The organism is Neobacillus piezotolerans (assembly GCF_003362805.1).
GTDB lineage: Bacteria > Bacillota > Bacilli > Bacillales > Cytobacillaceae > Bacillus_D > Bacillus_D piezotolerans.
On record NZ_QNQT01000012.1, the window covers coordinates 19,629 to 40,302 of the forward strand.

Annotated in this window: 22 protein-coding genes; 6 read left to right on the forward strand and 16 right to left on the reverse strand. The window is 46.1% G+C overall.

Annotated features, from left to right (window positions below; genetic code table 11):
* Window positions 1-25 precede the first annotated feature (25 nt).
* On the reverse strand, window positions 26-1,552 hold the full coding sequence (locus DRW41_RS19075; protein WP_115453625.1) for an MDR family MFS transporter: 1,527 nt from the start codon (window positions 1,550-1,552) through the stop codon (window positions 26-28).
* Window positions 1,553-2,067: 515 nt separating this feature from the next.
* A complete protein-coding gene (locus tag DRW41_RS19080; RefSeq protein ID WP_115453626.1) occupies window positions 2,068-2,382 on the reverse strand; it encodes a DUF3889 domain-containing protein in 315 nt (104 codons plus the stop codon).
* Between the two features lie 191 nt (window positions 2,383-2,573).
* On the opposite strand from DRW41_RS19080, the gene DRW41_RS19085 reads away from it, so the two are divergent.
* Window positions 2,574-2,828 (forward strand): YhdB family protein, encoded by a 255-nt coding sequence (locus DRW41_RS19085; protein ID WP_115453627.1) that lies wholly within the window; start codon window positions 2,574-2,576, stop codon window positions 2,826-2,828.
* Between the two features lie 104 nt (window positions 2,829-2,932).
* On the opposite strand, the gene DRW41_RS19090 is transcribed toward DRW41_RS19085, so the two are convergent.
* From DRW41_RS19090 to DRW41_RS19100, 3 genes are all read right to left on the reverse strand, one after another.
* Window positions 2,933-3,577, reverse strand: coding sequence for a response regulator (locus DRW41_RS19090; protein WP_115453628.1), 645 nt, complete (start codon window positions 3,575-3,577; stop codon window positions 2,933-2,935).
* A 14-nt stretch (window positions 3,578-3,591) separates the two neighbouring features.
* On the reverse strand, window positions 3,592-4,740 hold the full coding sequence (locus tag DRW41_RS19095) for a GAF domain-containing sensor histidine kinase (RefSeq protein ID WP_281272335.1): 1,149 nt from the start codon (window positions 4,738-4,740) through the stop codon (window positions 3,592-3,594).
* 141 nt (window positions 4,741-4,881) lie between these two features.
* On the reverse strand, window positions 4,882-6,606 hold the full coding sequence (locus DRW41_RS19100; protein WP_115453630.1) for a phospho-sugar mutase: 1,725 nt from the start codon (window positions 6,604-6,606) through the stop codon (window positions 4,882-4,884).
* A 188-nt stretch (window positions 6,607-6,794) separates the two neighbouring features.
* Between DRW41_RS19100 and DRW41_RS19105 the strand changes: the two genes are divergently transcribed.
* Together DRW41_RS19105 and DRW41_RS19110 are read left to right on the forward strand one after the other, a co-directional pair.
* Window positions 6,795-7,226 (forward strand): disulfide oxidoreductase, encoded by a 432-nt coding sequence (locus DRW41_RS19105; protein WP_115453631.1) that lies wholly within the window; start codon window positions 6,795-6,797, stop codon window positions 7,224-7,226.
* Window positions 7,226-7,699 carry a thioredoxin family protein gene (locus DRW41_RS19110; protein ID WP_115453632.1) on the forward strand — a complete coding sequence of 158 codons (474 nt, stop codon included), beginning with the start codon at window positions 7,226-7,228 and terminating at the stop codon, window positions 7,697-7,699. Before DRW41_RS19105 ends, DRW41_RS19110 begins: the two co-directional genes overlap by 1 nt.
* Before the next feature lie 58 nt (window positions 7,700-7,757).
* Here DRW41_RS19110 and DRW41_RS19115 read toward each other — a convergent pair whose 3' ends face one another.
* Entirely contained in the window at window positions 7,758-8,153 is a 396-nt protein-coding gene (locus DRW41_RS19115; protein ID WP_115453633.1) for a DUF5365 family protein, read from the reverse strand.
* Between the two features lie 130 nt (window positions 8,154-8,283).
* On the opposite strand from DRW41_RS19115, the gene DRW41_RS19120 reads away from it, so the two are divergent.
* On the forward strand, window positions 8,284-9,204 hold the full coding sequence (locus tag DRW41_RS19120; RefSeq protein WP_115453634.1) for an RluA family pseudouridine synthase: 921 nt from the start codon (window positions 8,284-8,286) through the stop codon (window positions 9,202-9,204).
* 69 nt (window positions 9,205-9,273) lie between these two features.
* Here DRW41_RS19120 and DRW41_RS19125 read toward each other — a convergent pair whose 3' ends face one another.
* Window positions 9,274-9,531: a GlsB/YeaQ/YmgE family stress response membrane protein gene (locus DRW41_RS19125; protein WP_115453635.1), complete on the reverse strand. Its 258-nt coding sequence runs from the start codon at window positions 9,529-9,531 to the stop codon at window positions 9,274-9,276.
* A 263-nt stretch (window positions 9,532-9,794) separates the two neighbouring features.
* Window positions 9,795-10,622: an aldo/keto reductase gene (locus tag DRW41_RS19130; RefSeq protein ID WP_115453636.1), complete on the reverse strand. Its 828-nt coding sequence runs from the start codon at window positions 10,620-10,622 to the stop codon at window positions 9,795-9,797.
* A 287-nt stretch (window positions 10,623-10,909) separates the two neighbouring features.
* On the opposite strand from DRW41_RS19130, the gene DRW41_RS19135 reads away from it, so the two are divergent.
* Both DRW41_RS19135 and DRW41_RS19140 read left to right on the forward strand, forming a co-directional pair.
* On the forward strand, window positions 10,910-11,527 hold the full coding sequence (locus tag DRW41_RS19135; protein ID WP_115453686.1) for a DUF47 domain-containing protein: 618 nt from the start codon (window positions 10,910-10,912) through the stop codon (window positions 11,525-11,527).
* A gap of 11 nt (window positions 11,528-11,538) precedes the next feature.
* On the forward strand, window positions 11,539-12,546 hold the full coding sequence (locus tag DRW41_RS19140) for an inorganic phosphate transporter (protein ID WP_115453637.1): 1,008 nt from the start codon (window positions 11,539-11,541) through the stop codon (window positions 12,544-12,546).
* Between the two features lie 56 nt (window positions 12,547-12,602).
* Here DRW41_RS19140 and DRW41_RS19145 read toward each other — a convergent pair whose 3' ends face one another.
* From DRW41_RS19145 to DRW41_RS19180, 8 genes are all read right to left on the reverse strand, one after another.
* Window positions 12,603-13,532: an aminopeptidase gene (locus DRW41_RS19145; RefSeq protein ID WP_115453638.1), complete on the reverse strand. Its 930-nt coding sequence runs from the start codon at window positions 13,530-13,532 to the stop codon at window positions 12,603-12,605.
* An 18-nt stretch (window positions 13,533-13,550) separates the two neighbouring features.
* Complete coding sequence (locus DRW41_RS19150) at window positions 13,551-14,312, reverse strand: IclR family transcriptional regulator (protein WP_115453639.1); 762 nt, start codon at window positions 14,310-14,312, stop codon at window positions 13,551-13,553.
* 180 nt (window positions 14,313-14,492) lie between these two features.
* On the reverse strand, window positions 14,493-15,764 hold the full coding sequence (locus tag DRW41_RS19155) for a M20 family metallopeptidase (protein WP_115453640.1): 1,272 nt from the start codon (window positions 15,762-15,764) through the stop codon (window positions 14,493-14,495).
* Entirely contained in the window at window positions 15,761-16,711 is a 951-nt protein-coding gene (locus DRW41_RS19160) for a DUF1177 domain-containing protein (RefSeq protein WP_115453641.1), read from the reverse strand. The genes DRW41_RS19155 and DRW41_RS19160 overlap by 4 nt, the downstream gene beginning before the upstream one ends.
* 18 nt (window positions 16,712-16,729) lie before the next feature.
* Entirely contained in the window at window positions 16,730-17,704 is a 975-nt protein-coding gene (locus DRW41_RS19165) for an ABC transporter ATP-binding protein (protein WP_115453642.1), read from the reverse strand.
* On the reverse strand, window positions 17,697-18,710 hold the full coding sequence (locus DRW41_RS19170; RefSeq protein WP_115453643.1) for an ABC transporter ATP-binding protein: 1,014 nt from the start codon (window positions 18,708-18,710) through the stop codon (window positions 17,697-17,699). The genes DRW41_RS19165 and DRW41_RS19170 overlap by 8 nt, the downstream gene beginning before the upstream one ends.
* Window positions 18,711-18,728: 18 nt before the next feature.
* Window positions 18,729-19,622, reverse strand: a complete 894-nt coding sequence (locus tag DRW41_RS19175) for an ABC transporter permease (RefSeq protein ID WP_115453644.1) — start codon at window positions 19,620-19,622, stop codon at window positions 18,729-18,731.
* Complete coding sequence (locus DRW41_RS19180; RefSeq protein WP_115453645.1) at window positions 19,623-20,588, reverse strand: ABC transporter permease; 966 nt, start codon at window positions 20,586-20,588, stop codon at window positions 19,623-19,625.
* Between the last annotated feature and the right edge of the window lie 86 nt (window positions 20,589-20,674).

Genomic DNA, 20,674 nt, shown 5'->3' on the forward strand with positions numbered 1-20,674 from the left:
AATGCTTTACACACTTTGGCAGGCGTTACATAGAGGCACGCTTTTCCCTGTTTACTTCTACCCGCGCATTCCCCATAAAAAAGATTGTTATGGCGGCAACCGCAATGGGAATCATTGTAAGCAGGAATATAAACGTTATCGAGTCCGACATGGCGTTCACGATGATTTCAAGGATGTTGCCGGGAATTCTCGCCCTTCCTTCCCCGCTGAAAATCTCCCGGGGGTCGTTCATGTTCATCATCGGATTGCCAGTACCGGCACCCGGAAACGCAGAAAACGCCTTTTCTAGCTTATTGGTAAAAACATGTGTTTGAATGGTGCCGAAAATCGTGACTCCCAGTGTCATGCCGAACGAACGGAGAAACGAGTTCGTTGAGTTGGCCGATCCCCGGTATTGGAAGGCCAGGTTATTGATGGAGGCGGCCGGAAGAAGCGAAAAGGAAAATCCTGTTCCAAACCCGACAATCACCATATAAATCGTTAAAAGAATTCTTGAAGTGTCGGGAGTCATCGTGCTTAACAAAAACATGCCTGCAGCATAAGCGATGATGGAGACAAACATTAGGTTCTTAAAGCTTGTTTTCGTTTGGAATATCCCGCCGATTATGCTTCCCGCGACTGACCCGAGCATCATCGGAGTCAGGATGAAACCGGCGTTAGTGGCCGACCCTCCATACACAGCCTGCACAAAGATTGGAATGAATACTGCAAGGATAATGAACGTGCCCCCGTACAGGAAAGCAAGGATTTGCGAAGTGGCGAACAGGCGGTTTTTGAACATCCAAAAAGAAATGATTGGCTCTTCAGCTTTACGCTCAATAAGAAAGAAGGCGATAATAAATACGGCAAAGACCGTGAACAAGCCAATAATTTGACCTGAATCCCAACCATACTCCTTTCCGCCCAACTCCAATGCGAACATGAGCGCCACAACGGCCACAACAAGCGTAATGGCCCCCCACCAATCTACCGTTTGCTGGTTATGCTCAAGTGACTCCTTGTAATAAAAAGAGATTAAAGCCAGTGAAACGAGCCCGATAGGAAGGTTAATATAGAAAACCCAATGCCAGCCGATTGAATCGGTAATGAATGCGCCAAGCAGCGGCCCTAGGACGCTGGATAAACCGAAAACCGCGCCTAACAGCCCGGTCATCTTCCCCCGGTTTTCCGGAGGGAAAATATCAAAGACGATCGTAAAGGATATCGGAAGAAGCGCTCCCCCTCCAATTCCCTGAATCGCGCGAAAAATAATCAACTGGTCCATTGTTTGGGCCAGACCGCATAAGCTTGATCCGATTAGGAATACTACTAATCCAAATATAAAAAACCTTTTCCTGCCATACATATCGGACAATTTCCCGTATATCGGCATCCCCGCCATTACGGCTACCATATAGGAGGCAGTTACCCACACAAACTTGTCAAACCCGCCGAGGTTTGAGACAATTGTCCCCATTGCAGTTGCGACAATCGTATTATCCATCGCGGCCATTAAAATTCCGAGCAATAACCCCGTAACAACCAGTTTAAGATTATTTTCCTTAACCACCATGCGTGTTCCGCCTCCCCTCATACTTTTACCTTCTAGCACTCTTCAGCTTAAGCTTATTATGGAAATAAAGACCATGAAAAATTAACTGACTTCATGAATATAATTGAAGTTCCAATCTTCTGTCAAAGTTTTTTCAACGGTTCTTTTGAAAGGGGAATTTATTACGGAATAGGGAGTGGAAGCAATCCATTTTACATACAATGGATATGCTGGAGGATGCCTCAAGATGAGTCATAGTGGTTTTTAGATGATCAGTCCTTACCGAGGCAGGTGAATTTCCGACCGATATAAAACGGTCTTTGCAAAGATTCTCAACACCGTCTCAGATGGATTCCCAACGTAAAAAGGAAGTTCTAAAGACAGCTTCAGGAGGTTTTAAAACGTAAAACGGTCTTTATAGATGTTCTAAAGACCGTTCCAGCTGATTTTCAACATGAAACGGTCATAACTGCAATTTTCTATAGGTCAATAAGGAGCAACAGCATACATCGGCCATATCCTATCCTGGCGCCTTCTTATCTTTCCGGCTCTACCTTCAACGTAAGAAGTTTAGCCGCAGTTAAACTATGTGTAATGATTACCCTGACATAAAAAGATTTGCCCTTCTCCTCAACTTTGAAGCGGAACGTATCGGCAACATCCGATTGATTCACTTTAGACCGGCCAAGGTACTCATACTCCCTGATTGGGTCGCCCGGATAGTCGGCGTTGACAATCGCCATAGCCATCCTTCCATATTTTTCATAGTGTGGTTGTTGCGCTTCAATTTGATCCGGCTGTATCGCCATGAATGCCAGGACGGCAATAAGTACTGCAACCAATTTTTTCATTTTCAGCAGCCCTTTCCTCTTTTCTCAATGTGTAGTGTGGCTCGGAGAAAAAATTCCTATGCATCAAGTTGTGATTCTTATCCTGGCAGTTGTTACAAAGCCTTGCAAACAGCCATCTCCAACATTTTCAGCGTAAACTTTCTCTTAGAACTCCATACACTAATTTCAACTCCTAGCAGGGAGGAGAAAAAATGAATAAACTGGATTACGACAGGGCGCTGTATTATATCCACCGCTCCCAATGGGACAATCTTCTGATCCTTATGGTTCGGACACGGGACCATTTTCTTGCAAAAAAAATCGAGCAATTTCTCCATGCGTACCATTTCGAGCATGACTATTCAGTACTTGAGAAAAAGCTCTATTCCTTGCTCCGCTATATCGACCATGCGGCTGAAATGCCCAAAGGCACACCGCAAGAGCTGCCGGCTTACAGCTTTTCCTGACACGTTCAGGCGAATTCCACCATCATTAATGAAAAGCACGGCCTCCCCGGCCGTGCTCTTTTTACATAAAGTGCTTCGGATAGCATCGATTTCACTCAAAACACTTACTCGCTGACCAGCCCGTTCTTGACTGCGTAGAGGGCCGCCTGGGTCCTGTCTGCCAGCTCAAGCTTTGCGAGGATGCTTGAAACATGGGTCTTGACCGTTTTTTCTGTAATAAAAAGGGAAGAAGAAATTTCTTTGTTGCTCTTTCCGCTTGCGATTTCTTTTAGGACTTCCATTTCCCTTTTTGTCAGCTCACTTAGCAGTTTCCTCGCATCCCTTTTGCTTCCCGAAAGTTGTGATAGCAGCTGGGACGTCGCTTTTGGATGGAGCTGATTCTCTCCCGCGCAAAGCCTTCGAATTGAAGCTGCGAGCTCATCGGGTTCGATGTCCTTCAGCTGATAGCCTGTCGCGCCCGCCTCAATGGCAGGAATTACATGGTTTTGATCGGAAAAGCTTGTCAGGATCATGATTTTCATTTCGGGCTGGCTTTCTTTTATTTTTTCAGTCGCGCTGATTCCATCCATCACCGGCATATCCAGGTCCATCAAAATGATGTCCGGATTCAATTCGGCCGCCATGGCCACGGCTTCCTGCCCGTTTTTTGCTTCCCCGGCGATTTCGAAATCCTCCTGGGTTTTTAAGAAAAAAGCAAGCCCCCTTCGAACGATATTATGGTCATCGGCAATTAAGATTCGAATCCCCATTTCCTCTCCCCTTTTCAAACCGGAATTTGGGCTGCCAGCTCTGTTCCCTGCCCTACCGCGCTTACGATACGCAATTGGCCTCCTAGCGCTTCCACCCGATCCTTCATGCTCTTTAGCCCGAGTGATGGCAGCTCATTCCCCTCTAAATAATGGAATCCACAGCCCGGGTCACTAATTTCAAGCGTAAGACATTTTTGTTTAACGGTTATTTTTATTGAGATTTTTGTTTGCCCTGAATGCTTTTTGCAATTCGCCATTGATTCCTGGCCGATCCGCCAAATGGCTTCTTCAATTTTCCCCGGGAGGTTCAGGACCCCTTTCACCTGGATGTCCAGTTCCAGTCCAAGCATTTGGGCATATCCACGGAGCGCGCTGACGATTCCGTTCTCTAGTCCCTGGGGACGCAATTGCCAAATCAGGGCCCTCATTTCATTCAATGCTTCCTGCGTAAGCTCCTGTATGTACGCAAAAGTCTCCCTCACCTCATCGGATTTTGCCATGGAAGCCCCGCCTTTTGCCGTCAGGCTGACCGAGAACAGCAGCTGGTTTACGGAATCGTGCAAATCCCTTGCAAGCCTGTTCCGTTCCGCGGTGAGGGCAAGTTCCCGTTCCTGCCGGGCAAGCTCAATCCGCTTCAATGATGTACCAATCTGAAGCGCAACCGATTCAAGGAGCGCCAATTCCTCTTGGTCAAAATGCAATTTGTTCGGGGAGCCGACATTCAAAATTCCAAATCTTTCATCCCCGGCCCGTAAAGGAACCGTTGCGTGATGCGTGAGTTCCCCGGTGTCACCAAGATTATTTATGATTGCATCTTCAAGCCTTTTGCATTCCATGATGTTTGTTGCTTTCGAAAGCCTGCCATTCCTGTACTTTTCAATACACCAGCATTCCCCCGCGCACATTGGGGCAAAATTCGAGCGGGATAGCGCTTCGGGGAGATTCTTCTTTGCAGCGAGCCTATAGGTACCATCCCCGCCAATCAAAAAGATCCAGCCGGATTTAAGCCCCGTTACGCCAAGCAATTTTTCCAAAACATCCGATAGGATTTCATCTGTTTCCGTACCTTTATTCAACAGCTCGGCAATTTCCTTTAAAATGCCAAGCTCCTGCAATCTTGACTCCGCCTCCATCCGATTTCCCCCGCCACCGTTTTCTTTCATTATACATTTTTGAGAATAGTTTGCATTGGCCAATTGTCCGGGTAAGGCTACGACAAAAGTCGGAAGCTTTTTAAAGCATGGGGGTACAACTAAACAAGGACGAAAAACCCGGCAAGCCATTCAGGCCGCCGGGTGAGTCCATTACAGTTTTGTATTGACGATATCCATGAACTCTGACTCGATCTGCTTAAGTTTTTTCCTGCTTGCTTCGAGGCTCTTGTCATTGACGCCGAAATAAAACTTGATTTTCGGTTCGGTGCCGGATGGCCTTAGGCAAACCCACGATCCATCCTCAAAGAAATATTTCAGGACATTTGATTTAGGCAGGGCGATTTTTTCCATGCCCGCTGAAGAAATCCGGACACTTTCAAGGTAATCCTCCGAAGAAATCACTGACATACTCGCAATGGTTGAAGGTGGATTGGAGCGGAAGCCAGCCATCATTTTGGCGATTAATTCGGCTCCATCCTTCCCTTTCATCGTCATTGACTGCAATCCTTCCTGGAAATAGCCATACTTCTCAAAAACATTCATCAGGCCGTCATACAGGCTTAAGCCTTTTTCCTTGTAATGCGCGCACACCTCCGCCGACATGAGGGCCGCCTGGACGGCATCCTTGTCGCGGGCGAAATCGCCAATCAGGTAGCCATAGCTTTCCTCATAACCGAACAGGAATGTCCGGTCTCCGGCATTTTCAAATTCATTGATTTTCTCTGCAATGAATTTGAACCCTGTCAGGACATCAATTGTCTCCAATCCATAGGCGTCGGCAATTTTCCGGCCTATTTCGGATGTGACAATCGTTTTCAGGACGACCCCGTTTTTAGGAAGGGTCCCTTTTGCTTTTTTCTGTTCAAGGATATAATCCAAAAGCACAGCCCCGGTCTGATTTCCAGTTAGAACCTCGTATTCGCCATCGTTGTTCTTCACTGCGATGCCAAGCCTGTCCGCGTCCGGGTCTGTGGCGATCAGGATATCCGCATCCACCGCTTTTCCATCGCGGATGGCCAGTTCGAATGCCGCATGCTCCTCAGGATTTGGACTTTTGACCGTTGAAAAGTTTGGATCCGGAAGTTCCTGTTCACGGACGACGTGGACATTTTTATAGCCGAGCGCACCCAAAGCTGCCCTGACTGGCTTGTTGGCCGTCCCATGGAGCGGAGTGAAAACAATCTCGATTGGCGATTCCTCCGCAATCTTCGGATTTTCCGAAATTGTTGCCAGCTTGGTGATATAGGCGCTGTCGATGTCGCTTCCAATTGTCTCAATCAGACCTGCGCGGCGCAGTTCTTCTTCACTTGCCACTTCAATTTGAAGTTCATTGTCAACTTCATTTACCTTCGCGATGACTTCATCCGCACTCTCCGGCGGCAGCTGGCCGCCATCCTCCCCGTATACCTTGTAGCCATTATACTCTGGTGGATTATGGCTTGCTGTTATCACAATGCCTGCCGCCGCGTTCAAGTACCGGACAGCAAATGAAAGCTCAGGCGTTGGGCGCAGCTCATCAAATACATACGCTTTGATGCCTCTTGTCGCCAGCGTCCTCGCCGCCTCCATGGCGAATTCGGGTGACTTATGGCGGGAATCATAGGCAATGGCCACCCCGCGCCTTTTCGCTTCATCGCCCTTCCCCTCTATATAGGAAGCAAGTCCGCTGGATGCCTTTCGAATGGTATAGACATTCATTCGATTTGTGCCGGCACCTATTTCCCCACGCATTCCTCCAGTACCAAACTCAAGGTTTTTATAAAAAGAATCCTCCAGCAGCTTGTCATTTTGCTTCATTGACTCCAATTCTGCCTTTAACTCTAAATCCATCTCTGTAAACTCTATCCATTTTGCTGCTTTTTGTTTCCAGTCCATTGCAAATTCCTCCGCTTCTCAATAGCTATCTTTTCATTTTCACCTAACCGAAAAGGCCGCTATTCTTATACAAACTCTATTCTATCGGGTTGCCTCCCGATTTTCCACAATCGTCAATTTTCGACCTTGTCACAGGATTGTACAAAATTAAATTTTTCCCTTAATATATTGAAAAGAGGTGAAGAATAATGAAAAAGGACAACCGGGAGAATGTTTTATTTTTTGCATGGGCCGTCTCCATACTGGCGATGTTCGGCAGCCTGTACTTCTCGGAAATCAGGAAGTATGAACCGTGCGAACTCTGCTGGTACCAGCGCATCCTCATGTACCCGCTGGCCCTCCAGCTTGGCATTGCCATCGTAAAAAAGGATTACCGGTTTGCCTTATACAGCGGGTGGATGTCAGCGATCGGCATATTGGTTTCCGCCTATCATTATTCCCTGCAGAAGCTTCCTTTCATGGCTGAAGCTGCCCCTGCGTGCGGAAGGGTGCCATGCACGGGCCAATACATTAACTGGCTTGGTTTCATTACCATTCCATTCCTCGCCCTAACGGCGTTTACACTTATTTTTCTATGCAGCATAATCATTTTAAAAAGAAACAAGGGGGAACAAGCATAATGAAGAAAGTTCTCATCTTTCTCGGGGTCGTTGTCTTACTCTTTATTGGCACGGCTTATTTGACAAATAAACAGAATGAAGAAAAAGCTAGCGGGAAAAATCCGTATGGCGATAAGCAGCTTTACCCGGAAACAATCGCCCAGTTGGACGACCCAAACTACCAAAACATTATCACGCTTGATAATCTTGAAAAGAAGCTAGCCAACCAAGAGGATTTGACCGTTTATTTTTATAGCCCAACATGCCCGCACTGTAAAAAAGTGACACCAATCCTGATGCCGCTCGCGAAGAAATTGGGCGTAGATATCTTACAGCTGAATGTGCTTGAATACGATTCGGCATGGGATGAATTCGCTATCGAAGGCACCCCGACGCTGGTACGGTTTGAAAATGGCAAAGAAACAGCAAGAATTGTCGGAGAACAGGATAAGGGGCGTTTTCAGGAATGGTTGGAGGAAAATGCCAAGGAATAACGGCTTAAAGAACAAAAACGCCTGCTGGCTAGCAGGCGTTTTTGTCATGAATGGTAAATCAAACGAGAAGCTGATTGGCCGCGGGTGCAAACACACTAAAAATGGAATCGGCGCATTTTCGCCCTGGCAGGAAGGAATCGAACCCAAACGGAAAAAAAAGGCCATAGTAACGGAGATTTTCGGCATTTTTCAAAAAAAGCGCCCTGTGATGGTCAATGGGTTTGGGTGATTCAAGGATGGAAATCAGTGTTTGCAGGCTTGCCATGACATAGAAGGCATCACGTAACGTTCCGTAGGCGTCCTGGCTGCTTTCATTATGTAGCACTCCAAGCCTTTCAAATTCTTTAATTTCCCGATCGGAAAAATACCTTGGCATTATGCCTGAGTAAAAATACTTGATCAAATCACCGATTTCTTCCTCCTGGCCAGGCGTCGAGGCAAAAACGATTTTCACGGAAAGACCACCTTTGTTACAATTGTAATACTGACGTAATATATCCTAAGAATAGCACATTCAGAACTGTAAATAGGATGGTAATTTCATCCACATACATCCAAAAGTGGGAACAGAAAGGAGCGTACATATGCTGCATACCAAAAGAGCGGGAAATTACCTTGAATTGGCAATTCCCGATGCCTGGGATGGAATAAAAACCGCGCAGATTTTCAAGGAAAAATGGGGGGTTCCGAAAAAAATCGCCCACAATTTCAGGATGGAAGGCAAAGTTCTTTTGAAGGGTACAAAAGTGGATTGGGAAACACCATTGCCTAAGGGAACTAAAATCCATATCTTGCTATTCGGGGACGAGCTTCCAGAAATTCAGCCCTTTTTCATGGAATTGGGCATTCTTTATGAGGACAGCCATTTGCTGATTATCAATAAGCCGCCCTATATCAATACCCATCCAAACTCCCCCGGGGACAACGAAACGCTTGTCAATGGGGTTTCCGCCTACCTCCAGGCTTCGGGGGACGGCGGATCCATCCAGCAAATCCATCGCCTTGACCGTGATACATCCGGGGCTATCCTATTCGCCAAGCATCCTCTAGCTGGCGCCATTCTTGACAGGATGCTGGAGGAACGGGCGATCAAAAGGACTTATATCGCTGGAGTCCAGGGAACCGGCCTGAAGAGAATGGGGACGATCAAAGAACCGATTGGAAGGGACCGCCACCATGCAACCCGGAGGAGAGTATCAAAAACAGGCCAGGTAGCCGTAACCCATTATAAAGTTTTAAAAGCTGACCATGAAAAAGGGTTGACATTGGTTTCCTGCTGGCTTGAGACAGGCAGGACCCACCAAATCCGGGTCCATTTCAGCCATATGGGGCACCCATTGGCCGGGGACTTACTTTATGGGGGCAAACCAATTTTTAAACGGCAGGCCCTCCACTCGGCAAAGGTGGAATTTAACCATCCCATTACACTTGAAAAAATTGTTGTGTATGCTCCGTTCCCGGACGAGCTGGCGATGTTCAAAGGCATTGATTTGGAGAAGATTTAAGCGATAATCAGGTTCTTCTAATTTCCCACACAAAAAAAGGCCTCCCATATAGGGAGGCCCCGCTGATTATTAATGATTTGACCTTCGGAAGCTTTTCATAATCAGGCTTAGCAGGAAAACAAGGATTACTGCTCCAATTATGGCCGGAATTATTGCAAAGTCCGCTACTACAGGACCCCAGTCACCGAAAATCGCTGTACCCAACCATGCGCCTACGAAACCTGCAATAATATTACCTATAATTCCGCCCGGAACATCCCTGCCTACGATCATCCCTGCTAGCCAACCGATGATTCCTCCAATAATTAATGCCCAAAGAAAACTCATTTAAATTCACTCCTTGAAAAGTAGTTGTTTTGTATAGTGCGCCTTTGTATTCCGGCTGCTGCAGCCACAAACAGCTTTGGTGTAACATCTGGGACGCCTTCGCCCGCTGTTGTTTTTCCTAACTGTTTGTACCATTAAAATACCCCCATTTTATTAAAATAAACACAATCAATTTTTCTCCATATCAAGGGGCAATATAACAGTTCCTACTAAAAAAAGCCGCCGAGGGCTCGGCAGGCTAGAAATCATGCAGTGTACGGCAATTAAAAAGCGAAATTGTCCGGATCCGCCCCAAAGCGCGTGCCCGCATCCAGTTTGTTAATTAAATCCATGTCATTCATTAAAAGTTCAAAATCGAATATATCTGCGTTCTCCTTTAGTCTGGAAGGTGTTATAGACTTTGGAATGACTGCTACGCCATTTTGCAAATGCCAGCGAAGTATGACTTGCGCGGGCGATTTTCCATATTTTTCAGCGATAGCCGTAAGGATTGGGTCAGCGAGGATTCTTCCTCTCGCAAGGGGTGACCAAGCCTGGACAAGAATATCATTTTTTTCACAAAACTGCCTAAGTTCCTTTTGGGCAAGTACGGGGTGAAGTTCAACCTGATTGACAGCCGGCTTTAGCTTGCTTTGCCCCATTACATCCTCAAGATGGTGGATATTGAAATTGCTGACTCCGATAGCACGTACTTTGCCTTCCTCATAAATCTTTTCAAGTGCTCTCCAAGTATCCATATATTTTCCCTTTACCGGCCAGTGAACCAGGTATAAGTCAATATACTCAAGCCCCAGTCTCCTGAGGCTCGTTTCAAAAGCCTTCATAGTTGAATCGTAACCTTGGTCGCTGTTCCATACTTTTGTCGTGATAAAAATGTCTTCGCGCGGCAATCCGCTTTCGCGTATAGCCCGGCCGACTCCCTCTTCATTCTGATAAAGCGCCGCCGTATCAATCAGCCTGTAACCCAGTCTGAGCGCTTCGGCAACAACCCCTTCAACTTGGGCTCCTTCCTCTACCTTATAAACGCCAAGCCCAAAATACGGTATGACAACTCCATTGTGCAGCTTTGCAGTTTCGTTTATTGAATCCATTTAATCACCCTCCTTGTACCTTATACAGATTTTACATTCAATGTCCGGGAGTTGCACACTATATAGAAGGAACTTTTCCCTGCCTGGATAGTTTTATTGCTTAAATGGAGGATATATTTAAAGAAGGAATTGCTTTACTAAATTGAAAAACTCAAATGTTTTCTACCGGAAATGTTAAGTTTTTGTAAATAAAACGTAAAGTACTTTTCAATTGCTTCATATTTAATTTACAATAATTCAGCTTGGCACAATTATGAAAACGCAATAATAAACGGGGGTAATCCATGATGGCTTTTAAAAAGAATGACAAGTTCACAGCCCTTCTTAGTGAAATTGCCGCGAACCTAAAAGAAAGCACCAATTATTTTACAGACTATAAGCTGAAAAACGTTAGCGACCTAAAGACTTTTTCGGAAAGTATGAAAGAGTATGAATCCAAAGGCGATACGTATATCCATTCTGTCATCAAGGAACTGAATGATGCTTTCATTACGCCAATTGAAAGGGAAGACATCCTTCATCTATCCAACAGCATGGATGATGTTCTTGACGGTCTGGAGCATTGCGCTGCACTTTTCGAAATGTATTCCATAACGGATGCAGATGATTATATGCTGCAATTTACTTCGGCTATCCAGAGCAGTGTCATTGAAATTGAGAAGGCCATAACCCTTCTTGCGGCAAAAAAACTGCTTCAAATCCGTGAGCATGCAATCGCCATTAAAGATTATGAGTCTAAATGCGATGGAATCTTAAGGCAGTCAATCAAGCATTTATTCTCCGTTGAAAAGGATCCAATCCGCATTATCCAATACAAAGAGATTTACGAAACACTGGAAGACATCGCGGACAGCTGCCAGGGCGTTGCGAACACTCTCGAAACCATTATCATGAAAAATGCCTAAGGAGCTAAACGATGGATTATATATTTATCTTAACCATAGCTATTGTAATTTTGGCTCTTGCGTTTGATTTCATTAACGGTTTTCATGATACGGCAAATGCAATCGCCACTTCGGTGTCGACCAAGGCATTAAGGCCGCGGCATGCGATCATCCTGGCTGCCGTCATGAACTTCGTCGGCGCGATGACCTTCACCGGGGTCGCAAAAACAATTACAAAGGATATTGTGGACCCATTCACCCTTCAGAATGGTACTGTCGTGATTATGGCAGCCCTCCTGTCGGGAATTACATGGAACCTTCTCACCTGGTATTTTGGAATCCCGAGCAGCTCTTCTCACACATTAATCGGTTCGATCGCGGGGGCGGCAATTGCCTCTTCCGGGTTCAGTATAATTGAATACAAGGGTTTCCTGAAAATTCTCCAAGCCTTGATTTTCTCACCGATTCTGGCTTTTGTCGTAGGTTATATTGTTTATTCGATTTTTAAATTCGTTTTTAAGGATGCGAACCTGACCAAAACCAACCGGAACTTCAGGATGATCCAGATTGGGACGGCAGCGCTTCAGTCCTATACCCATGGAACCAACGATGCCCAGAAGGCAATGGGTATCATAACGATGGCCCTGATTGCTAATGGATACGTCCAATCTTCGGATATCCCGTTCTGGGTACAGTTAGCCTGCGCAACTGCGATGGGCCTTGGAACATCAATCGGCGGCTGGAAAATCATCAAGACTGTCGGCGGGAAAATTATGAAAATCAGGCCAATCAATGGAGTCGCTGCCGACCTGACCGGCGCTATGATTATCTTTGGGGCAACCTATATCCATTTACCTGTCAGTACGACACACGTTATCTCTTCCGGTATCCTCGGTGTGGGGGCTTCCCATCGCCTAAAAGGGGTAAAATGGGGGACGGCCCAAACGATGCTCCTAACATGGGTCATCACTTTGCCAATATCAGCGGCCATTGCGGCAACTTTCTTTTACATCCTTAATGCACTTTTGCCTAACTTCTAATATAGTAAAAAGGGGCCTTCCAACTGGTAAAGGCCCCTTTCCTTATTGATAAATCGCTAACTTAAATGCAGCTTTTTGCCATCTATTTTTACAATCGGTTCGGTAATGACACAGTCTATGTGGACTCCCGCTTCATTCATACCGCCGAACGGTTTGTTGCTGCCAAAGGCGATATGGACCGTACCATATACCTTTTCATCTTCCAGGACATTGCCGGTCAACCTTGCCTTTTTATTGGTGCCAATCCCGAATTCCGCGATAATCCTGCCGTTCCCGTCACCCAGAATTTCGAGCAAGCGCTTTCCTTCTTCTCCGGCCGCGTCCGTCAATCTACCATTTTCTACCGTTAATAAAACAGGTTCGCTCACGACACCAATACCCGCAATAGATCCGTCGACCAATATTGTTCCATTCGCAGAATCCTCGATAGGAGCGATATAACTCTCCCCTGACGGAAGATTCCCTGACTCCCCCTTATTTCGAAAGACGCCTGTGCTTGGAATACCCTGGCGCCCTTTAATGGAAAAAGTCAAACTGGAATTGCCTTTCGAAATGGTTACAGATTCTCCCTCATGAAGTAGCTGGCAGTATTCATTGGTAAGCCTTTCGACTTCCGAATAGTCCGCTGTGATGGCACCTTCCTGCAGCATGTCCATTGTTATTCCAGGCATTGTCGCCACCCGAGCCCCAGCGGACGACGCTTCCTTCCTTGCTTTTGTATGAGTAAGGGAGTGATGTGTAATGCAAAGGACTACGTCCGCTGCTTTCATTGCATCTGCAACGGCCTGCGGGGGTTCCTCGCCGGACTTTTTTCGTGTCATCATCTTCATCAGCATCGTTTCATTTCCCAGTGAAGCCGCCGCTTCATAAAAAACATTTGCAACTTCGTTTGAATCAGGATCCGAAACAACTATTATTTGTTCATTTTCCTGAATGCTTAAATTTGATTTCAAAATTGATTTGGCTGTTTCAAGTAAATCCGACAATTTCCCATCCTCCTGCCTCTAAACTTTTAATTTCAGTTGATACCTTTCTATGACACTGCGAACCTCATCCCTTGCAGCCATTAGCAATGGAAGGTATTCGTTCACTTTATCATCCGTCATCCTGTAAACTGGGCCAGAAACGGTAATGGAACCAATGATTTCTCCCCGGTCAAACAGTGGAACGGCGACAGCAATAACATCAGAAGTGTATTCCCCTTGGCTTTTCGCCCATCCTCGTTCCCTGATATGTTCAAGTTCCGCTTTAAGCTCATCGGGGTTTGTCATCGTCGTTTTCGTATATTTCACCAAATCGGAATGGATGACTTCTTCAATGAAATCCTGAGGCATATAGGACAAAATGGTCCGATAGGAAGCGCCAACATATAAAGGGGCCCTGCTTCCCGCGGTGACAGAAAATTTCACCTTGTTTTCCGGTTCCACCACATCAAGTGTAACGGCCTCATTCCTGTCTAAGACTGTCAAAAAAATTGATTCACCGGTTTTGTCCCGAAGCCGTTCCAGGATCGGACGAATTAAATTCGTTACATTAAGGCTCTCATACATAATCATGCCTAACTCCCATGTTGCATAGCCAAGGGAATATTTTTTTGTTTCCTTATCCTTTGAAATAAACCTATTTTTCTCTAACGTTTCAAGGATGCGGTAAATATTCGTATGGTTCAGGCCCATTTCATTGGCGAGTTCCCGCCCTCCCCAAACTGGCCGCTCTTTTGTAAACATCCTCAAGACTTTCAATGCCAAATCCAATGTTTTTAGCACATAGTTCCTCCCCCTTCAAAACCATTCGGCAATTCCCATTACATCTCTAATTCTGGTAAAAAGCAATCGTTTTTTCAATAATAAACAGTTATCCCGCCAATCTCCAAGGGAGGGAATGGTTTGGACAGGATAACTGCATGGAAATACAAGCCAGTATTATTATAACTCGGCTGCTTTACCCTATTTATTTTCATAAAGAAAATCGATAACCGCGGCGGCGTACACTTTCGCGCAGCGGACGATGTCTTCCACTTGTACCTTCTCATTGTAACCATGGATGCTTGGGAGATAGGCTGGCCCGTATTGCAGCACAGGGATATCATACTCCCTGAAGTGGCGCGCGTCGCTGCTAGCCCATTGCATGACTCCGTACGCATTTTCCCCAGTAACGAATGTAATGTTATCAACAATGGAGCGGCAGACTGGATCCTCGGCGGATGTGTGGTTTGCATTGCTCCTGAAGCCGAATTGACGGATTTCATAACGGATGCCAAGCCCATCAAGTTCTTTTTTCAGGTAAGCGGTAACCTCATCCTGTGTGACGCCGAATGGAAGGCGGCAGTCAACCTGGACCTTACAGCTCTCTGGAATGACATTGGATTTTGTACCGCCCTGGATTGTGCCAACATTGACCGTAATTCGCTCGAGTACAGGCTGGAACTTCTCCCGGTCCTCTTCCACTTCTCGCATATACCGTTGGGAAACTTCGATTAAGCCTTTTACCTCTTCAGGAATGGTGATTTTCATATCCCATAATGACCTGATTTTTTCAATCGCCTCGATCGCATCGACAATGGCATTGCCGCCCGCGACCGGGGATAAACTGCCGTGTCCAGGTGTGCCGAAGACTTCCAGCTCAAACCAGTAGGAGCCCTTTTGCCCGATGGTCGGATTCAGAGGGGAAGATGGTTCCGCAATCAGGCAGCCATCACCTTTTACTAATCCCTTTTCAAGCAGCCACGGAACACCAAATTCCCCACCTGTTTCTTCATCAGGAACGATTGCCAATGTCAGCTTTCCTGGCAGGTCGATATTTAAACGTTTTAATAACGCAAAGGCGAATATGATGCCCCCCAGTCCGGCTTTCATATCACTCGCTCCCCTTCCAAGGAGCCAGCCATCCACTACTTCACCAGAGAATGGATCAAAGTCCCACTTTGAACGATCTCCGGCTGGAACAACATCAGTATGGCCGCAATAAATCAAATGCTTCCCTTCTTCGATTCCGATGCTGGAAATTAAATTGAACATTTTGTCTGCCGATTCATGCCATTCTGTTTTAAGACCATATTTGCCTAAATATCCTTCGATAAATTTAGAAATTTCCGTTGAGTCACCCGGGGGGTTTTCACTCGGGATTTTTATCAAAGAACCGCAAAGCTCGATCAATTCATCCTTCCTGGATTCTACCTCATCGATTAATTGCTGCTTCAACGTAGTCAAATCGCTCATCCCAATGCCACCTGATTTCCTTTAGTTTGCAAGTGATCCATTTTTCCGTACAATGCCTCCAGACGTGAAAACTCTTCCGCATCATAGAATGAGCATTTGTTTTCGCCATAAAGCTTGGCAACTTCAATGACAAAACGGACTGCCTGCTCAACATCCGCTGGATGGGTCGCGCCTGTTCCGCAGCCAGCAACCGCTGTTTCGGTTGTAATGGCCACGCCGACCACCGGGCTCTTGGTCGCGACTGCGGGCTGAAGGATGCTATTTACGTGATAGACGCCATTTCCGTAAGGGGTGATGTCCTGGGTTGTAATCGGCAATGTTACCGGCAGGATCCCGGCTGATTGGGTATAAATATGAAGCAGGTCGCTGCTTATTTTCAAAATGTATCCTTCTTTAACTGTAGGAGTAATCGCAAAGCCTTTATGGTTTGTGATTATATTTCCTTTGGTAGTATCAATCGATAGGATGGCATCCATTTCTTCTGTCACTTCATATTGATTCATTGTCAGGATATCTACTGGTGAATCCATGAATGGAACCGGGTCATGCGGCAGTGTTGGCGCAGTCGGGCAAATATGGGTGGTCAGGATAATATCTCCCTTAAGCTTGTCTCCTTTTCCCGCCATATCAAGAATTTTTCCCGCGGCGGCTATACAGGACAAGGCGCCGTCCCCATCAGAAACAAATCCCTTTACTTCAGGGCGCGCGCCGATTCCTCCAAGGCGGCCTATGATCCCTAAAGTTGGAGCTGTACCCCCTTTTGACTTCCCGTCTACTCCAGCGATCACAATTTTAACAAAATCGGTTGACCCGGCTTTTCCCTCGACGGTTTGGACGGTAATATCCGCTTCAGGGGAAATTCCTTCAATGTATGCTTTAATATCGTTTCCTGTTACATTGATGTTGTCCATTACTTCCAAAACTTCAATAACATGCTTCAATGACATAGTTGAATTCCTCCAAAATTATGATTGGTATAGATGGCAGGCAACCTGCTGCCGTGCATCCTGCTGTTCCAATTCGGGCACGGCAGTTTTGCAAATTTCCATCGCGAATGGGCACCTCTTGTGGAAATGGCAGCCCGGCGGCGGATTAACAGGGCTTGGCACATCGCCCTTAAGGATAATTCTTTCTTTTTTCTCATAAGGGCTTTCTGTCGGTACTGCAGACAGCAAGGCTTTTGTATATGGATGGAGCGGATTTTCATAAATTTCCTTATATGTGCCAATCTCGACAATCTTGCCAAGGTACATTACCGCGATCCTGTCGCACATATATCTCACCACATTCAAATCGTGGGAGATAAAAATGTAGGTCAAGCCGAACTCTTCCTGTAAATCCTTGAGAAGATTAATTACCTGTGCCTGAACGGATACATCGAGGGCGGAAACAGGTTCATCGCATATGATTACATCAGGGTTCAAAGCCAGAGCGCGGGCAATATTGATGCGCTGGCGCTGGCCGCCTGAAAATTCGTGCGGATACCGGTCTGCGTGGTAGCTGCTTAAGCCCACTACTTCAAGGAGCTCCATGACCCGTTCATTCCTGGATTTCCTGTCTCCGACACGATGGATTTCCAATGGCTCTGATAACAGCTGCCGGATCGTTTTCCGCGGGTCTAGCGAAGCATATGGGTTTTGGAAAACCATTTGAATCGATTTTCTTGAATCACGCAGGTCTTTTTCAGCCAGGTTAGCCAAATCCTGGCCTTTAAAAAGAACCTTCCCGTCAGTCGGGCGTATCAGCTGGTTGATCAATCTCGCCATTGTCGACTTCCCGCATCCTGATTCCCCGACAATTCCGAGCGTTTCGCCAGGATAGACATCAAAGCTGACACCGTCAACAGCTTTCACGCTTTGTGTTGATTTCTTAAAAGGAAGCGGATTGCTGATGGGGAAATGCTTCTTGATATTTTCTACCTTTAAAATTGCATCAGCCATGGTATGCCTTCTCCTTTCTCTTCAGCCCTTCGTCACTGGTTTGGAAATGACAGGAAGCAAAGTGGCTGTCTTCAACCTCAACGAGCTTCGGCCTTACCGTATGGCAAATCTCCTGGGCGTAGGGGCATCTGGCGGCAAAATGGCAGCCAGGGATTTCCTGCCTCAAATCAGGAGGCGTCCCCGGAATGGCTGAAAGCTTATCGCCCTCGCCAACTTCGCTTGTAATTTGTGAATCAAGCAACCCCCAAGTATAAGGGTGTAGGGGATTATCGAATATATCTTTAACACTTCCGGATTCAACCGTATTGCCGGCATACATGACAATGACCTTGTCGCACATTTCCCATACGACTCCCAAATCATGGGTAATCATAATGATGGAGGTGCCGATTGTCTCCTGGAGGTTTCTCATCAAATCCAAAATTTGCGCCTGAACCGTTACGTCCAAGGCAGTTGTCGGTTCATCAGCAATTAACAATTTAGGATTGCAGGCAAGGGCGATTGCAATCATGACCCTCTGCCTCATTCCTCCAGAAAATTCATGGGGATACATATCGATCCGTTTTTCTGCTTCAGGGATTCCAACAAGCTTTAACATGTTGATTGCTTCCTGTTTCGCTTCTTTTTTCGATACCTTACGATGGGCCCTGATCACCTCAATGATCTGGTTCCCTACTGTATAGACAGGATTCAGGCTTGTAATTGGATCCTGGAATATCATCGAGATTTCATTGCCTCTTACAGAACGCATTTCTTTTTCCGTCAGGGATAATAAATCCTTGCCTTCAAAAAGGATTTTCCCTCCTGCAATTTTTCCAGGCGGGCTTGGGATCAAGCGGAGCAGGGCAGTTGCAGTAACACTCTTCCCCGAACCGGATTCTCCTACGATGCCCAGCGTCTCTTTTCTATTTAAAGCAAAGCTGACTCCATTCACTGCTTTTACAATGGAAGAAGAGGAACGGAAGTGCACCTCCAAATCTTCGACTTTTACTAAATAATCCGACATGTCTTTCACCTCCGGCTATTAAACTTTCATTTTTGGATCGAGCGCGTCACGCAATCCATCACCAAACAAATTTATGCCGAGAACAGTCAGCAGAATGGCAAGTCCCGAGAATGTTGCCATATGAGGGCTTAAAACCAAAAAGTCCTTTCCGTCTTTCAGGATGCTTCCCCAGGAAGCGGTTGGAGGCTGAACCCCAAGTCCAAGAAAACTAAGAGCCGCTTCAGATACTATTGCCCCGGCAACGCTCATTGTCCCATATACAATCAAGGGAGCGAGGCAGTTGGGCAGAACGTGCTGGAACAGAATCCGTGAATGGGTCGCTCCGAGCGATCTTGTCACTTCGATGAATTCCTCTTCTTTTACGCTTAAAACTTGTCCACGGACGATCCTTCCAAAGCCGGGGACATTGGCGATTCCTATGGCAATAATGACATTTATCAGCCCCTGCCCAAGGACCGTCATCAAGGTAATCGCAAGGAGAATAAATGGAAACGCAAATAATCCATCCATCGTCCTCATAATGATTGAATCAAGCCTGCCTCCGAAATAGCCGGACAATAGTCCAAGTAGGGTTCCGAAAAAAGCTCCGAAAACTACAGCCGAAACACCGACTATCAAAGAAATTCTTGCTCCATATATAAGGCGGCTCAACAAATCCCTGCCATAGTTATCCGTTCCAAGCAGATGCCCCTTTGAACCAGGTACAGCGAGGGAATTGGCGACATCCATCTTATTGGGATGGTATGGGGCGAGGAGCGGAGCGAAAATAGCAACGAAAACCATCACGGCGATAATTGTCAGCCCCATGGCAGCCAGCCGGTTTCTTATCAGCTTTTTAAAAATTCCCGCTTCCTTTTTAACATGGATTTGGTTTGGCTGAGCCGGTGAAACTGAACTTTGTATTCCAGCCATTTATTTGCTGCCTCCTTTACCTGAAGAGTAATTTACTCTCGGATTCACAACTTTGTACATGATATCCACGAGCAGGTTCACAAGCACAAAGATTACCGCTATAAAAAGGACGGTTCCCTGAACGACAACAAAGTCCCTTTTATCGATCGCATCAACAATCAAACGCCCCATTCCCGGCCAGCTGAAGATCGTTTCTGTCAGCACCGCCCCACCAAGCAGGGCCGATATTTGCATGCCGAGGACGGTTAACAGCGGAGTCAGCGCATTTTTAAAGGCATGCTTGCAAATAACAATGAATTCACTTAACCCTTTGGAACGGGCTGTTTTAATATAGTCATGCGAAATGACTTCAAGCATGCTGGAGCGGGTAATCCGCGCGAACGTGGCCATCGGGATTGTCGCTAGCGTAATGCTCGGCAAAACAAGGTGCTTTAAAAATGGGATGATGCCTTCGCTCATATCCCCCATTCCTGTTGCAGGAAACCAGCCAAGGTTGACACTGAAATAAAGGACAAGCATAACCCCTAGCCAAAAGATGGGCATCGAAACCCCTATTAAGGAAACGAGCATAACAGCATAGTCCAAGAACGAGTTTTGCCTAGAAGCAGAAATGATGCCCGCTGGAACGCCTATTAGGAAAGCAATGATCAGGGCGCTGATGGCAAGAATAAGGGTGTTTGGAAAGCGTTCGAGGATTAATTGGACAACCGGCTCATTGTAGGTGAGGGAAACCCCAAAATTACCAGTTAACAAATCACCTAAATATTGAAAAAATTGAACATATAAAGGTTCATTCAATCCCAGGCTTTCCCTCATTGCTTTAATATCTTCCACACTCGCCTGGGGCCCGAGCATGACTGCCGCGGGATCTCCGGGAATCATCCGAGTGATGATAAAGACTATTACTGCCACGACAAAAATAGTGGGTACAAAGTCAATGAATCTTCTAATTATATATTTCCCCATAAGCAGCCTCCTATTATTTCACTATTTGAAACAGTGATTCATTAAATGAATTAAAAATAAGTTTAGCACCGTGATAATTAATTGTA